Below are 15,897 nucleotides of genomic sequence, written 5' to 3'. Positions count from 1 at the left end.
ACGGTAAAGGAGAGGTGAATTTTGGCTCAGGTGAAAATTAAAGACCTCTATCCGCTTTCGCCAATGCAAGAGGGCATGCTGTTTCATTCCATATTGGATCAAAAGTCGGAGGCTTATTTTGAACAGACCGTTATCACCATTCAAGACATTTTGGACGCCAGCCTAATACAGCAAAGCTTGCAAAAGTTGGTCGACCGATACGATATTTTCCGCACTGTCTTTATGTATAAGGAAACCGAACGGCCTCTTCAGGTCGTTCTGGAACAACGGGAGGCCACTCCCATCCATATTGAAAATTGGAGCGGACAGCCGGACGAAGAAAAAAAATCTCTTCTGGAATCTTTTCTAAAAAACGATCGACAAACAGGCTTTGATCTAGAAAAAGAGGTTCCGATTCGACTGGCTTTAATTCAATGGACAAAGGAAGACTCCAAGCTTATTTGGAGCTTTCCTCACATTGTGATGGATGGCTGGTGTATGGGTACAGTAGCCCAGGATTTTTTCGACATCTACAGTTCTCTTCGGGACAATACGTCTTTAAAGCTGGGGCCAGTTTTTCCATTCAGCAGCTTTATCCAGTGGCTGGAGAGACAAAACAAAGAGGAAGCGGCCGCATACTGGCAACGATATTTGCTTCATGTTGAAAATGAAACCGTCGTTCCCGGCTATATGCGGTCGTTCGATTCCTCCTATAGGGCAAAACAATTTACAAGCATATGGGAAGAACGCCTGACCCAAGGCTTGGAGCATATTGCCAAGCAGTACCGTGTCACCGTTAGCACCGTGTTTCAAACCCTGTGGGGTATTTTACTACAAGCATACAATAACAGTAACGATGTCATTCTGGGTTCAGTTGTATCTGGCAGACCGGATGAAGTACCTGGGATAGAAAATATGGTTGGTTTGTTCATCAATACGATCCCGGTACGAATCATCAGCTCCCCGGAACAACGGTTTTCGGATTTACTGGCGTCTGTGCAGGATTCCATGATGGAGTCCAATCGGTATTCCTATCTGTCACTAGCTGATATCCAGTCTCACACCTCATTAAAGCAAAATCTGATTGGTCATATTGTCGCATTTGAAAATTATCCAATTTCCGAAGATCTCATGAGCCTTGAGGAAGAATCAAAAACGATTCGCATCTCGGAAGTGGAGGAAATCGAGCAAACGAACTACGATTTGAACGTTGTTGTCGTGCCTGGATGCAAGCTTGAAATCAGATTTAGCTATAACGAGCTAACCTATGACTCAAACATGATCCAGCTTATCGCCAGTCATCTCAGCCAAGCCATGGAGCAGGTCCTTCTTAACCCGGATATATCCGTTAAGGACCTGGATTTTGTGACGACAGAGGAGAAACAGTGGCTCTTGTTCGATTTTAATGATACCCGGACCTTGTACCCTGCTGAGCATACAATCCATCACTGTTTTGAGGAACAGGCAGAAAAGACACCGGAAGCGGTGGCAATTGTATTTGAAGATCGAGAGCTGACCTACAGGGAATTAAATACAAAGGCTAATCAGTTGGCCTCCAAGCTGCGGAAGCTGAGCGTTCAGCCAGATACCATTGTGGCTATCCTGACCGAACGATCACCCGAAATGATTATTGGGGTACTAGGTATTTTAAAAGCTGGAGCAGCTTATTTGCCGATAGATCCTGCCTATCCGCAAGACCGGATTACATTTATGCTTCAGGATAGCCACAGCGATATTTTACTTACATTATCAGGCAGGGGAAGCCAAACAACTGGATTCGAATTTTCCGGTATTGTGCTGGATTTGGGCGATATCGGCTCTTATGATACCGACGTCTTCGCCAGTTCCAATCGATCGGCAACAGCAGATGATTTGGCGTATGTGATGTACACCTCCGGCTCCACGGGTCGTCCTAAGGGAGTCATGATTGAGCATCGAAATGTCATACGACTGGTCAAAAATACAAATTACGTACAATTCGCAGAGAACGACCGCATTCTAATGACCGGAGCTTTAGTATTTGATGCCTGTACCTTTGAAATTTGGGGAGCTTTGCTCAATGGTCTGCGTTTGTATATCGTGCCGGAATCCATCATTTTAAATGCGGTGAAGCTGGGTACTGCTCTCGAGCAAAATCACATTACGACGATGTGGCTGACATCGCCATTGTTCAATCAACTTGCTCAGCAAAAGCCCGAACTATTTTCCCCTCTCAAATACCTGCTAGTAGGGGGAGATGTGCTTTCACCTGCAATCATCGCTAACGTTAGAAAGAAATGTCCTGGCTTGACGATCATTAATGGCTATGGTCCGACAGAGAATACCACATTCTCATGCTGTTTTCCGATTGAAAAGGAGTATAGCAACATTCCGATCGGGCGGCCAATCGGAAATTCCACTGCCTATATACTGGATTCTTCAAACAGATTGCTGCCTATCGGGACTCAAGGCGAAATTTGTGTGGGTGGTGATGGTCTGGCGCGCGGATATCTGAACAGAGATGAGCTGACTCGGGAAAAGTTTGTCCCTAATCCGTTCATTCCCGGTGAAAAGATGTACCGGACAGGTGATCTGGGCAGATGGCTGCCAGACGGTAATCTGCAGTATCTTGGACGAATCGACCAACAGGTTAAAATCCGCGGCTATCGAATCGAGCCTGGGGAAATAGAAACCAGGCTTATGAGACATGATGCTATTTATGGAGTACATGTTGCCGTAAGAGCTGCGAATGATGGTCAAAAAACACTCTGTGCTTACATTGCAACCGATGCAGTTTTGACTATAAGTGAGATGAAAGCCCATTTGGCGGGTCAATTGCCAGACTATATGATTCCTGCCCAATATGTATTTCTGCCGTCGCTTCCTTTGAACACGAATGGAAAGATTGATCAGCAAGCGCTTCCTAAGCCGGAAGCGATCAATAGTTCCCAGCTAGAGTACACGGCCCCCAGAAATGAAGTGGAACAGCAACTGGCGAACCTGTGGCAAGCGGTGCTTGGAGTCGAAAGGATCGGTATTGACGACAGCTTTTTCGAGCTTGGCGGGCACTCTTTAAAAGCCATCCAGCTGGTATCCAAAGCACAGGAATTGAACATCCCGTTGGATATACATCAATTGCTTCAATATCAGACGATTCGCAGCTTGTACGATCTTTTGCAACGCGGGGAAGCGGGAGTAGAGGAAACAAGCAAACTTATAGCCGACCCTCGGGAGGCCGGGCGGATTATCGGAGAAGCCTTTGGTACTCATGCCTTGCTTCGAACCGTATCCAGTGCTCAACAAGACTATCTGTTCCTGCAACTAGAGCCTTTCCATGCAGAGCAGGTTCAGGACATTACAGAATTTATTCAATCCCGCATACACCCCGAGCTGTATCCCCATTATATTATTCCATGGGGCATAGACGAGCCCCATCGGGTATGCGGAGTTCCCGTGACAGATGACTCCGAGCTGACAAACCCTGAACAAGAAGCCCTCATCCAACATCAGGCCGAAGAATGGGCGGACAATATTGCTGGCTTAAATACGGAATGGAGTACCCATATACTGGCTCCGGACACGATTGGACAATACCCGCTTGCTCCTGTACAGCTCTATCATTTGCAGCATCCTGTCGGGTCAGGCATGTCTATCCGGTTGGACAGCTATTTGAACATCCCACGATTGACCGCCGCTATTCTACGACTAATTCATCGTCATGAGTTGCTGCGAAGTGTCATTATGAAGTCAGATGAAACGTGGACCTGGGGGCTTAAACCTGCACCAGAGCATATCAGCTTGCCTATGGTGGATCTTTCTGAGTATCCGGTATATATACAGCAGAGGCTCCTTTCTTACATGGTGCCCAAGTTTTATGAGGAACCGTATGAGCAGACACATGCTTTACAATATCGTATTGTCCTGATTCGCTTAAACTTGCGGGAGCAACTGCTTCTGCTGCCATGCTCACATATTATTTTTGATGCTACAAGCGGTGGGATTTTGCGGAGACAGCTTCTTGATGAATATCACCATCCCCAGCAGGCACCACAGCAAATAGAAGCCAATCATTATCGGGATTATGTGGAGCATATCCGTCAAGGCCCTCAAGGCATCAGTGATCAGCAAATGAACAAGCAATTCAGGCTTCAGGTGTTTGGCGAAAATAACGATCTTATTCAGGCCCTAACACAAAATCGTAACCATGCCGTATCTACCAAGTATCATTGGAGATTGGATGTGAGCCACACTCCGGAGCCGGGGCAATCTGCGAGCATGTGGAGTCTTTCACTACAGATGGCTTACCAATTTTTCAGCGCCTATTTTCATATTTCCGAGGTTCCGCTATGGATGACAAATTACGGAAGACAGTATGGTGATCAGAACTATTTTGGAACGGTGGGCGAATGTATTGATCATATTCCCATTGTACTTCAGGAAGACGACATCGCAGCTCGTGAAAAAGGCATCCTTGCACAATTGGACTCGGCTACACGCCATCATTTGAACTTTTTTAATCTAATGATCAACGCAGATATGGAGGAGGCTTATCCCGATTCCAGCCGTATCTTGAAAAAGGGGCTTGAACAATTGCCTGTTGTTTTCAATTATTTGGGGGAGAGCAGAGAAGACTCGGCACTTTTTGACCAAATGGATGCAGATGGAGAAAAATTGAGCGTCAATAAAGCCATTTTTTTCGAGATACAGCATGTCGGCAAAGTTCTGGAGATTTCTCTGATCCTTCCGTATGAAGAGGACCGACAGTATATCCATCAAATCTTCCAGGCTGCTAGTGACAAGCTTTTAAACGCTTTGACCATTTCGCAGTAAGGAGATGAAGATGTGAATCAATTGTTTAAGGATAGTCGTTTTATCCGTTTCTTTGCTTCCCGTACTTCTGCCAATATCGCGGACAGCATTTATTCCATCGTCCTGCTGTATTTTGTACAGCAATCAACGCAATCGGTGGCGATGACCAGCTTTACGTATACAGCCGTATCTGCGGCGTCGATTTTCAGCTTTCTCGTGGGTCCTTTAGTGGACCGTTATTCACCGCCTTTGTTGGCCAGCATCGCCTTGTTTACGCAGGCTGTGCTTATTTTGACCGTCCCGTTTCTCATTCAGGATGGGATGGTTAATCTGGTCGCTATCCTTGTTATTGTGTTTATTGCATCCTGCTTCTCCACACTGTTTTATCCGGCCAACAGTAAAATGCTGCCGCAACTGGTAGGCTCGCCGGATTTGATTGTCCGGGCGAATTCCATGATTTCGTCGACGGATCAGGTTATTAATATCGCCGGATATCTGGCTGGAGCCTCGCTCATCATCGCAATGGGGATGAAAAATACGTTTTTTCTAGCCAGTGCGATACTGTTTCTGTCAGGCTTTGTGTACGTCAGGCTCAACAAGCAAATCGATGCTCCTGCGGTGGAAGACGCGAACGGGAGGGGTTCACTGAAGCTGGGGTACTATCTGAAGGAGCTGAAAGAAGGGTATCTTTTTGTAAAACGGCACACCTTCCTGAGAATTATGCTTCCGTTCTTTGCTCTAACGAACTTTTCGATGGCGATCTTGGTAATTGCCATGCCTTCCATCGCTGTATCCTATGGCTCACCGATCTATTACAGCTTGCTCTATGTAGCCTATTTTATCGGTATTTTTATCGGTTCCTTTCTAGTCAGTGTATTGAAAAAGAACGGCATTACCATTGCGGTTTCCTGGGTGGCTATGGGGCTGGCAATCTATGTGTTTTCCATCGTGCCGGAGATGTGGATGAAGCTGCTGGCAGCTCTGTTATTAGGCGTTTTTACAGGCATCATCAATGTACTGCAAACGTCTTTGATTCAAATTATTACATCGCTGCCGTTGCTGGGACGTGTTACAGCCTTTCTAAACACCTTATCGAGCGCGGCTCTGCCATTAGGGGCCTTGATTGGAGGGGCGTTAACTTTACGGTTTGCTTTGAGTGAGGTCCTATTTTTCAGCGGACTGATTACTGCATTGTGCGGATTGGTTATGTTCCTGGTCAAGGATATTCGCCAGTTTGAGATTCCATCAGGGGAGATTGGAGGAGTAGCCCCTTCCCACAATTCATAAGCTACGCATGCAAAGTGTCAGGTCCTCATCACAGGGCCTGGCATTTTTAGTATGTCTGGCTTCACCATGTTAAGGCTGATTATTTTGGTGCTGGTGCTGGTGCTGGAGCGCTGTTTATGGTTATCATAGACGAAGGTATAAATCTATCGTTACATTCGAGTGTAAAAGGAGATACGAGATGGCTGAGCCTTTAAAAAATATATACACAGAGGATTTTCTTCGCCTTTTCGGTGAAAGAGTACAAACTGCTTATAGCTCGTTTGATACCAACGGATTTATCCTTCAAGTTATGGACGGGACGTGGAATGAGCTGGAGCTAAAAGCCCGGATGCGACAGATTTCACTAGCATTGGGAACGTTCTTGCCAAGTCGTTATGAAGAAGCCTTGGCTGTCCTTTTTGACATAGACGAGCATTGCAGCGGTTTTCCGTACTTATTCTTCCCTGACTTTGTGGAGGTGTATGGACAGGGGGAGGAGCATTGGACACTTTCCATGGAGGCATTGGAGCGCTTCACACAGAAGTCATCTGCGGAATTTGCCGTGAGATCCTTCCTGTTGCGTGAACCGGAACGGATGATGCGCCAGATGACAGCCTGGGCAGGACACCAAAGCGAGCACGTCCGCCGTCTTGCCAGCGAAGGCTGTCGTCCACGGCTGCCGTGGGGGCAGGCACTGCCCATGTTTAAACGCGAGCCTGCACCGGTATTGGCCGTGCTGGAATTGTTGAAATCCGATCCGTCACTGTATGTACGTAAAAGTGTAGCCAACAATCTGAACGATATCGCAAAGGATCACCCCGATACGGTTATCGCGACGGCTAGGAGGTGGAAAGGCACACATCCTGATACGGACTGGATTGTGCGTCATGGCTGCCGGACTTTAATCCGTAAGTCCAGCCCCGAGGTGATGACACTGTTCGGTTATGCCGAAGAAACGAACGGATCACCGTTAGTTACGGAAGCATCTTTTACCGCCGATCCGGCCGTGTTAAAGCTCGGTGATAGCTGCGAGTTGAGCTATGCGCTTCAACTTCGGCAAGGTGACCCGGTACGGGTCCGCATCGAATACGGCATCGACTTTGTGAAGGCGAGAGGACAAGTCTCGCGTAAATTATTTTTGCTTTCCGACAAAACCGTTCCCGGAGGAACCCGTCTTACAGGTATGCGGACGCACCGTTTTGCAGATCTGACGACCCGTCGCCATTACCCGGGCGCACACCGTATTGTACTGCTTGTGAACGGACAGGAAGTCGCATCTACAGTAGTGGAGCTTCAGTTGTATGCTCAATAGCAGGTAAGAAAAAGAGTCTGAAACGAGGCTCTTTTTTTATCGTTCGCTTCTAGAGACTTTATCTTTTTGATAAAAAATTGATTCTGGTATTAGAACCTGGTACTAAGACGTGCTATACTACGATTAGATCATAGTTCTCATCTTATGTATAAAGGGGAAGATACAATTGACAGATCAGCAACAATGGCTTGCGCCTGAATATTACAATATGACCTCGGAAATGGAACACCATGATGCTGATAAAACAGCACTCAAGTGGTTGAGCGAAACTGGAGAATACGAGGAGATCACCTACGGAGAGCTGTTGAAAAAGGCCAATCGACTGGCTGGTGGACTCACAAGTCTGGGATTTAACAAAGGAGACAGAGTTCTGGTCGTAGTACCACGGCGTATTATTGCGTATGTGATTTACCTGGCGTGCTTGAAGCTGGGACTTGCCGTTATTCCTTCTTCGGAAATGCTGCGGGCAAAGGATATTGCGTATCGTCTTCGCCATTCACAAGCACGAGGGGTCATTGCCTGGACCGGAGTAACCGGGGAAGTAGACAAAATAATTGATGATATGCCTGCCCTGGATTATCGGATCATGGTTTCCGGTGACAGCACGGAATCTACACCCGGCTGGCTTGTTCTGGATGAACTGATGGACGGGCAGGACGATACTTTTGAAGCTGTGAAGACACATCGGGACGACATGGCGATTCTGGCCTATACCTCGGGTACTACAGGGAATCCTAAAGGTGTCGTACATAGCCATGGCTGGGGGTATGCTCATCTGCGAATAACATCCCCATGGCTGGATATCCAAGCTTCAGATGTAGTATGGGCTACAGCAGCACCGGGATGGCAAAAATGGATTTGGAGTCCGTTTTTATCCGTACTGGGGAATGGAGCGACCGGATTTATATACAATGGTCCGTTTCGTCCGGGGCGCTATTTACAGCTCCTGCAGGAGTATGGGATTCAGGTATTATGCTGTACGCCCACGGAATATCGGATTATGGCCAAAACGGATGGCTTGGATCAGTACAATCTGTCCCAATTGCGCAGCGCAGTTTCCGCGGGAGAACCTCTCAATCAGGAGGTTATTAACAAGTTTCAGGAGCAGTTCAACATTACGATTCGTGACGGTTATGGGCAGACGGAGAGCACATTAATTATTGGCAACTTGAAGGACGTACCTCTGCGTACAGGTTCGATGGGCAAATCCATTGCGCCGGGACTTGTTGAGGTCGTAGACGAGGATGGCATCCCGCTGGCGGCGGGTCAAGTCGGTGATATTGCAGTACGTGCTGATCTTCCGGCATTATTCCATACGTATTACCTTGATCCGGAACGCAAAGCAATGAGTATCCATGGTGAATATTTTGTGACAGGAGATCGGGCTCGCAAAGACGAGGATGGATACTTCTGGTTTGAAGGACGCGGTGATGATATCATTATCAGCTCCGGTTATACTATTGGTCCTTTTGAAGTAGAGGAAGCGCTTATGAAGCATGATTCCGTGCAGGAATGTGCTGCCGTAGCAAGCCCTGACTCAATACGCGGACATGTCGTAAAGGCCTACATTGTACTTAAAGCCGGAGTAGAAGGATCACCAGAGCTGGCAAAGGAGCTGCAGCAGCATGTTAAAGCATGGACTGCACCCTATAAGTATCCACGAAAAATAGAGTTCATTCAGGAACTTCCCAAAACCAGCTCGGGCAAAATTCGAAGAGTGGCGCTGCGTGAATTGGAGAAGCAAGCCGTACTGTAATGATAAAGCTTAAATACGTGAAAACGGAACAGGAGCGTGGGAGCATGAGTACATTTGAAACATTGCTGGAGCAATATGCAGAGCTTGTCGTGAGGGTAGGGGTCAATATTCAGCCCGGGCAGGTCTTTTTGGTTACAGCCCCGCTGGAAACCATTGATTTCACGCGTTTGATTGTCAGCAAAGCCTATGAGGCAGGGGCCAAATACGTGCAGGTAGAGTTTGAGGACGATCAAATTACGCGCAGTCGTTTTGAGCATGGTGACGATGCCTGCTTTGACTATTACCCGGTCTGGAAAGCGGAAATGATGGAAAAACTCGCCGAAGAGGGTGGAGCGACGCTAACCATTAAGGTACCGAATCCCGATCTGTATCAAGGTATTGATCCGCAAAAGGTTTCGCGTGCAACGAAGGCGGCGGTCACGGCGAGAGAGGGCTTTTCCCAATATACCAGGAATCATAAAATTAGCTGGTGTCTGATTAAAGCGCCAACGAAGGCTTGGGCCGATAAAGTATTTGCCGATGTGGCAGAAGAGGATCGCATCCGTGTCATGTGGGATACGATTTTCCGAATGAACCGTGTAGACGGCTCAGATCCCGTTCAGAATTGGCAGGAGCATTTGAAAAACCTCGAACAGCTGCAAAACAAGCTGAATCATAAAAAGTATAAAAGCCTGCACTACCGCGCACCCGGAACAGATTTGAAAATTGAACTGGCCGACGGACATATCTGGCGCAGTGGTGGTGGTGAAAACGAACGCGGAAATTATTTTGTGGCGAATATGCCAACAGAAGAAGTGTTCACGATGCCTAAGCGTACTGGTGTGAACGGTTATGTCACCAGCACCATGCCGCTAAATTTGAACGGACAGCTGGTAGATCGGATTACATTTACCTTTAAGGACGGCAAAGTTACCGAGTATACAGCGGAATCTGGCGAGCAGCATCTGACTCATTTGCTCGCTACGGATGAAGGGGCCAGCTATTTGGGTGAAGTTGCGCTGGTTCCGCACGATTCACCGATTTCCAATCTCAATCGTATTTTTTACAATACAGGCATTGACGAAAATGCCTCCTGTCACTTGGCTCTGGGCAGTGCGTATCCCTTTAATATGGAAAAAGGAACACAAATGAGTCGAGAGGAATTGCTGAAGAACGGTGCCAATGTCAGCCTGACTCATGTAGATTTTATGATCGGTTCAGCCGAACTGGATATTGATGGCGAGCTGCAGGACGGAAGTAAAGAAGCTGTGTTTCGCAAAGGAAATTGGGCCATTTAGCTTTTATTTCAATATCCATTCAAATAACCCGCATACGATCTTATTCGTTTTGCGGGTTTTTCTATATCCCAAATGTCAGACTGTCCCCTGGCACGGCATTGTTGTGAATATAAAAGCAAAAACCATATCTCGCTCTCCCTTTTCTAAACAACAGCTAGGATCGTACTATCGCAAATCGTGTATGTTGGATGATCTTCAATATCATTGTTTACAAGTTGGAAACAAGTAGAGGTATTCTGGAAATGCGGTTTAGTTACACTTGGTTTGTACCTCATTGAAACAAGGAAAGAGTGATCTCATGATAAAACATTTACATCAACCACATGAACCAAAAAAGCTGCCCTATAAGCTAGTCACAGCTACTGCTTTGATGGCTATAAGTTTCGCTGCCATCACCGGATGCGGCAATAGCGGAGAAGCAAAATCAACTGCTCCAATTACGGAAGGAGCAGCAGTTGCACCGTCTACCGATTCCACGGTTCAGCATACGGACGACAATCGTAAAAATGCAGATACGAACAAGCAAGGTTCGGACACAATCCAGCAAAGTCAGGGTCCAGCAGATTCCAAGGATACCAGAAAGGTGTCTGGGCAAGGTTCATCCTCGCCCCATCAGTCACCTGCCAGTAGTGCAGCGCCATCTAAAAACGCACACTACCCAGCAACCATACTCAGTGCAGCCAAGCAGGGGACACTTCCGAACTTGCCCAAAGGTCTTGGTTTGGGAACTGGCAGCGATCTTTTGTTCGAGCTGTGGGGAAAATCCGAGTCAGGCTCTACTGGCCATACGCGGAGCTACACCAAGCATCATACGGATATCGTACTGGACGGAAGCGATAAAGTTACAGAGATTACATCATCTGATCCCTCTTACAGAAAGCTGGTTATCAGCCAAGTCATTAAGGAATTGGGTACGCCGACCGAAACGAACGACACTTCCAGAAGTGTACCCAATACAGCAGAAGCCAGTTATACGATCAAAGACGCTTCCGGACTTGATCAGTATTTAGTATTTTCCTATCAAACCAAAACGCAAAAAATCAACTATGTGAGATTGTATTTTAACTCCATGACTCCATAATCTTGATCCACAACAAAAGAGTCGCTTCCGTAAAACCATTACGGAGACGACTTATTTTTCTGAGCGATTGCCATTGCATTTTCGTACAGTGTCATTTATATTAGATTTAGTAATTGATTAATCACTTAACTGAATCTATGATAAACAAAAGGATGAAAAAGTCATGGCTAAAGCTACGTCAACGTCAATAAATCGCCAAAATGAAATTATATCAGCCGCTATTGAAGTGTTTGCAGAGATGGGCTATTATCGAGCCACAACTGCCAAAGTGGCAGAACGGGCCAACATTTCCCAGCCGTATGTTTTCCGTTTTTTTGCTACCAAGGAAGCATTGCTTGTCGCAGCCCTGAAGGTTTCCTTTGCACGCATCCTGGAATCTTTTCAACAGGTCATTCATTCGTCCCCATCTGAACAGCTAGAGCAGGAGCTGATCGCAGCTTATTCGCAAATTATGACAGATTATCGCAATGAAATCCTTTTGCAAATGCAGGCGCAGACCATCGGGGAGGATGTGGTTGTGAGCGTGATGCAGCAGGGATTTCGTGATGTTCATACGACTGTTTATGCTGCTTTTCGTCAAGTGGGTATTGAGCATGCATTGGAAAGAACAATGCTCTTTCTTGCCAGAGGTATGCTCTGCAATATCTCGATGTCACTGGATTTGCCGGAACTGATGGAAATAGACGAATAGTATTTTGTTTATGTTACAAAAGTCACGCCTTTGCGTGGCTTTTTTCTTTTGTTTGTGAGTTCAAATCATCAAACAGGTTGACAATGAGAGCAGGCTTCGATATCTTATATACATATAGGGGTATATGTATAATAAATTAAACCGTTACCCTTCCAAAAAATATGCGGAGGTATATATTATGTCATCCAATAACATCCAGGCAGATTATATTCTTGATTGCAAAGGGCTGGCTTGTCCTATGCCGATTGTCAAAACCAAAAAAGTGATGAAGGAGCTCAAAGCAGGGCAGGTTATGGAGGTGCAAGCGACTGACAAGGGTTCATTAGCGGATTTTCAGAGCTGGGCACAAAGCACCGGGCATCATTTTATCGGTACTTTTCAAAACGGAAATGTCATGCATCATTTTTTGCGTAAAGGGGAGCCTGCTGAAGCGAAGGCCGAACCCCTATTACCTTCAACCATAAGCCATGAAGAGCTGCAGACAAAATTGGCTGAAAAGGGGAACCTGTTACTGCTGGATGTTCGGGAGCCTGCAGAATTTGCGTTAAAGCATATCCCTGGATCGAAGTCCATCCCTCTGGGTGAACTGGAGAACAGACTGGGTGAGCTAAAGCTGAATGAAGAGATTGCAGTGATTTGCCACGCTGGAACACGCAGTGAAATGGCTTGCCAGTTATTGGTGAAGAGTGGCGCCACAAACGTCAAATCCGTCCTTTTAGGCATATCCGAATGGACAGGAGAGACGAAGGGGAGCGAGTCCATATGACTTCAACCGCGGAACAGGGACTTACTCATCCCAAAACAACAATCGTATTATTCAGCGGGGACCTGGATAAAGCGATTGCTGCATTCATTATTGCGAATGGAGCGGCAGCATACGACCATGAAGTAACTATCTTTTTTACGTTTTGGGGATTAAACATGCTGCGTAAAGATGAGCTGGTGAGAACGAATAAAGGAATACTTGAAAAAGCCTTCGGCTGGATGATGCCGCGCGGTCCGCAAAAGCTTGCACTGTCCAAAATGAACTTTGCAGGGCTCGGCCCGCAGATGATCAAGCATGTCATGAAAAAGCACAATGCGCTCTCTCTTCCACAGCTTATTGAGCTGGCGCAAGAGCAAGGGGTTAAGCTCATAGCCTGTACCATGACAATGGATCTGTTGGGGTTGCAGCAAGAGGAGCTAGTCGACGGTTTGGAATATGCCGGAGTTGCCGCCTATTTGGGCGAGGCTTCGCAAGGGAAGGTTAATTTATTTATATAGGGTGTCCTATTTATTTTTTTGATTTATAATATACCTATACATGTATATACGTAAATCAAAAAGGGAGTGCAGTGCTCATGGAATATAATTACACTGATGAACTGAAAACGCGCTTGAGAAGAATTGAGGGCCAAGTCCGTGGGGTACTTCGCTTAATGGATGAAGGAAAATCGTGCAAGGATGTTGTCAGCCAATTGTCAGCCGTACGTAATGCATCAGATAAAGCAATTGCGCAAATTGTAGCCGAAAATCTGCAACACTGCATTATGGAAGAGCAAAAGGCTGGAGGAGATACGGATAAGCTGGTTAAAGAAGCGATTCAACTTCTTGTGAAGAGTAGATAACAAGAAATCACAGAACATATCATTCAAAAAAATGCTTCTTAAATTAAGGAGCATTTTTTTTGCAGCCGTTGTAACGATTATTGTTACAGCGGCTTTTAGAATGCAAAACTCGTGAGCTTTGCAGTTATTAATTATTACATATGATGGAATTAATACCTATTCATCTCTATTATTTTATTGTATAATTTAGAAATGTAAGGTAATAAAATCCTCTATGTAAGCTGCTTCGCTATCTATACTTCTGCAAACATGGGTTTCTTGAACTCCAAGATTCAAAGAGGATTCTACACAATCAGAACAATGGGGAGAGGATTCAGAATGCACAGTAAATCGGATGTTAGAGATTGGTTCCCAAGCGAGGACGGAAGTTTGTTACAACGAAAACGGATCATGGAACTGATCGAGCAAATGATTAGCGGCGTAGATGAGTTGAAGAACCCCGAAGCTGTCAATCTCAAAGGAGAGAAACGGCGGGATGGGGATTTTTACGGTCAATTGGTTGCACAAAGTCAGATTCCCTATGAAGGTGCTCCTATGAAGGAGGTAAACGCAGAGCTATTGCAGTTGCTGCACGGACATCCTTACCATACAAAGTATTTTTTTACGAATATACTGCCAATGGCCTCCATTCCCGGAATATTGGGCATGTTATCCGCGATGCTGGTGAACGGCAACAATCTTTGGGATGTTTACGGGCCTGCCGGTGCCGAGGCCGAGGTCAGAGTAATGGCGATGATGTCCAAGCTGGTAGGCTATGATGCCGGGACAAGCGGGGGCTATACCACCTGGGGAGGTCAGGGCGCCATATTTTCCGGATTGCGGATTGCCATTGCCAAATATGACCCGAATGCGTTAAAGCACGGGGTTCCGGACAACTTGTATGCCTTTTGCTCGGAATTGGCCCATTACAGCCTGTTCAAGTCGATGGAAGCGTCCGGGATCGGCAGTGATCACCTCATCAAAGTAAAAGCTTTATCCGACAGTTCTATGGATGTGGCTGATTTGAGATGTAAATTAGCGGCGGTCGCTGTAGGCGGAGGCGTGCCTGTGTATATAGTGGCAACAACTGGGACAACAGATGCCATGGGTATTGACAATGTCCTCCAAATCCGTACCGTTGCGGAGGAATTTTCGAAGCAATTCGGGTTGCCATGCCCGCACATTCATGCAGATTCGGCTCTGGGCGGTTTTTTTGCCGTCTTCAACGATTACGACCTGGAAAAGAACACGCAGCAATTCAGCCCGGGCGTCATCGGGATGCTGACTTCTATTCAGGAGAAGATGAGACATCTTTCATTGGCAGACTCCATGTGCTTCGATTTTCAAAAACTTGGACAAACACCTTATGTCTCAAGCCTGTTTCTGCTCAAAAATGCAGCGGATCTTGGCCTTCTGGAGCTTGATGCGGACGAAACTCCTTATGTCGGGCATCGCGGCTACGGGGAGTATCACACCGGATATACGTTGGAGTGTTCTCGCATGGCCAGCTCCATTAGCATGTACAGTTCGCTGTTGGCCTTTGGGGTAGAGGGCTATCAGCGTCTTCTCGCCCAATTTCTGGAGGTGAATTTGCAATTTCGTGAACGGCTTGTTGCAGAAATTCCGGAGGCCGATATTGCCAACCCGGATAACCCGGGAATATCAACACTGATCCGCATTTATCCACCAGATGGGCCGCGGTTTGCCGAAGAAATAGGCGGAAGCAGCTCTTGGGGGGTTATCGAGCGGAACAATCAATTGAATGAAAGGCTGTTTGAGAAATTGGGCAAACATCGCGATCGGATGTTCTTTGGGGATACAAAGAAACATCTGCTGGTCAAGACCGTTGAAGGCCGGCAAATTCCGCTCTATGTCAGTAAATTTTTTGTCATTTCGCCTCATACCCAACCGGAGCATGTACCGGAGATCGTGCATTATTTGAAGGAATGTATAACCCAAGTATGTGAGCAGTTCGTGTATCAATGAATAAACAAGCTCACTATTCATGAACTTACCAGCAATGAACTTACGATCAGTGAAATAACAATCCAGGAGATGAATCTTGTAATGAAGAAAAAGATGCATTGAATGTTTTCATAGGTTCCATTAACTATACTGGACAGTGAATTTAATAGGGAATTGTGTACAAAATTTTCGGTCA

Annotated in this window: 11 protein-coding genes; all 11 read left to right on the top strand. The window is 46.3% G+C overall.

All coding sequences use genetic code 11. From position 1 onward, the window contains the following. The first annotated feature begins 30 nt into the window (after positions 1-30). The 11 genes from B4V02_RS13240 to B4V02_RS13190 all read left to right on the top strand — a co-directional run bounded on the left by B4V02_RS13240 (position 31) and on the right by B4V02_RS13190 (position 15,722). Positions 31-4,788 carry a non-ribosomal peptide synthetase gene (locus tag B4V02_RS13240; RefSeq protein WP_244188548.1) on the top strand — a complete coding sequence of 1,586 codons (4,758 nt, stop codon included), beginning with the start codon at positions 31-33 and terminating at the stop codon, positions 4,786-4,788. 12 nt (positions 4,789-4,800) lie between these two features. After that, positions 4,801-6,054, top strand: coding sequence for an MFS transporter (locus B4V02_RS13235; RefSeq protein WP_094155146.1), 1,254 nt, complete (start codon positions 4,801-4,803; stop codon positions 6,052-6,054). Positions 6,055-6,232: 178 nt separating this feature from the next. Then, a complete protein-coding gene (locus B4V02_RS13230; protein WP_094155145.1) occupies positions 6,233-7,345 on the top strand; it encodes a DNA alkylation repair protein in 1,113 nt (370 codons plus the stop codon). Positions 7,346-7,511: 166 nt separating this feature from the next. Then, positions 7,512-9,101, top strand: coding sequence for an acetate--CoA ligase (locus tag B4V02_RS13225; protein WP_094155144.1), 1,590 nt, complete (start codon positions 7,512-7,514; stop codon positions 9,099-9,101). 44 nt (positions 9,102-9,145) lie between these two features. After that, the gene (locus B4V02_RS13220; protein WP_094157005.1) at positions 9,146-10,378 is read left to right on the top strand and encodes an aminopeptidase; all 1,233 of its coding nucleotides are present in this window, start codon (positions 9,146-9,148) and stop codon (positions 10,376-10,378) included. Positions 10,379-10,676: 298 nt separating this feature from the next. Next, positions 10,677-11,459, top strand: a complete 783-nt coding sequence (locus B4V02_RS13215) for a DUF4309 domain-containing protein (RefSeq protein ID WP_094155143.1) — start codon at positions 10,677-10,679, stop codon at positions 11,457-11,459. A gap of 163 nt (positions 11,460-11,622) precedes the next feature. Continuing rightward, the gene (locus B4V02_RS13210; protein ID WP_094155142.1) at positions 11,623-12,150 is read left to right on the top strand and encodes a TetR/AcrR family transcriptional regulator; all 528 of its coding nucleotides are present in this window, start codon (positions 11,623-11,625) and stop codon (positions 12,148-12,150) included. 178 nt (positions 12,151-12,328) lie between these two features. After that, positions 12,329-12,916, top strand: coding sequence for a sulfurtransferase TusA family protein (locus tag B4V02_RS13205; RefSeq protein WP_094157004.1), 588 nt, complete (start codon positions 12,329-12,331; stop codon positions 12,914-12,916). After that, positions 12,913-13,413, top strand: a complete 501-nt coding sequence (locus tag B4V02_RS13200; protein ID WP_094155141.1) for a DsrE/DsrF/DrsH-like family protein — start codon at positions 12,913-12,915, stop codon at positions 13,411-13,413. The genes B4V02_RS13205 and B4V02_RS13200 overlap by 4 nt, the downstream gene beginning before the upstream one ends. 77 nt (positions 13,414-13,490) lie before the next feature. Continuing rightward, positions 13,491-13,757: a metal-sensitive transcriptional regulator gene (locus B4V02_RS13195; protein WP_007430470.1), complete on the top strand. Its 267-nt coding sequence runs from the start codon at positions 13,491-13,493 to the stop codon at positions 13,755-13,757. Between the two features lie 318 nt (positions 13,758-14,075). Continuing rightward, entirely contained in the window at positions 14,076-15,722 is a 1,647-nt protein-coding gene (locus B4V02_RS13190) for a pyridoxal phosphate-dependent decarboxylase family protein (protein WP_094155140.1), read from the top strand. Positions 15,723-15,897: the final 175 nt, after the last annotated feature.

This window comes from Paenibacillus kribbensis (assembly GCF_002240415.1).
GTDB classification, from domain to species: Bacteria; Bacillota; Bacilli; order Paenibacillales; family Paenibacillaceae; genus Paenibacillus; species Paenibacillus kribbensis.
This window is presented reverse-complemented; position numbering and strand designations above follow the sequence as displayed.

What these genes read in the sequence shown, in the direction of transcription:
- B4V02_RS13220 (WP_094157005.1), top strand. Translation starts at nt 9,146, where the DNA reads ATGAGTACATTTGAAACATTGCTGGAGCAATATGCAGAGCTTGTCGTG.
- B4V02_RS13230 (WP_094155145.1), top strand. Translation starts at nt 6,233, where the DNA reads ATGGCTGAGCCTTTAAAAAATATATACACAGAGGATTTTCTTCGCCTT.
- B4V02_RS13210 (WP_094155142.1), top strand. Translation starts at nt 11,623, where the DNA reads ATGGCTAAAGCTACGTCAACGTCAATAAATCGCCAAAATGAAATTATA.
- B4V02_RS13205 (WP_094157004.1), top strand. Translation starts at nt 12,329, where the DNA reads ATGTCATCCAATAACATCCAGGCAGATTATATTCTTGATTGCAAAGGG.
- B4V02_RS13215 (WP_094155143.1), top strand. Translation starts at nt 10,677, where the DNA reads ATGATAAAACATTTACATCAACCACATGAACCAAAAAAGCTGCCCTAT.
- B4V02_RS13200 (WP_094155141.1), top strand. Translation starts at nt 12,913, where the DNA reads ATGACTTCAACCGCGGAACAGGGACTTACTCATCCCAAAACAACAATC.
- B4V02_RS13195 (WP_007430470.1), top strand. Translation starts at nt 13,491, where the DNA reads ATGGAATATAATTACACTGATGAACTGAAAACGCGCTTGAGAAGAATT.
- B4V02_RS13190 (WP_094155140.1), top strand. Translation starts at nt 14,076, where the DNA reads ATGCACAGTAAATCGGATGTTAGAGATTGGTTCCCAAGCGAGGACGGA.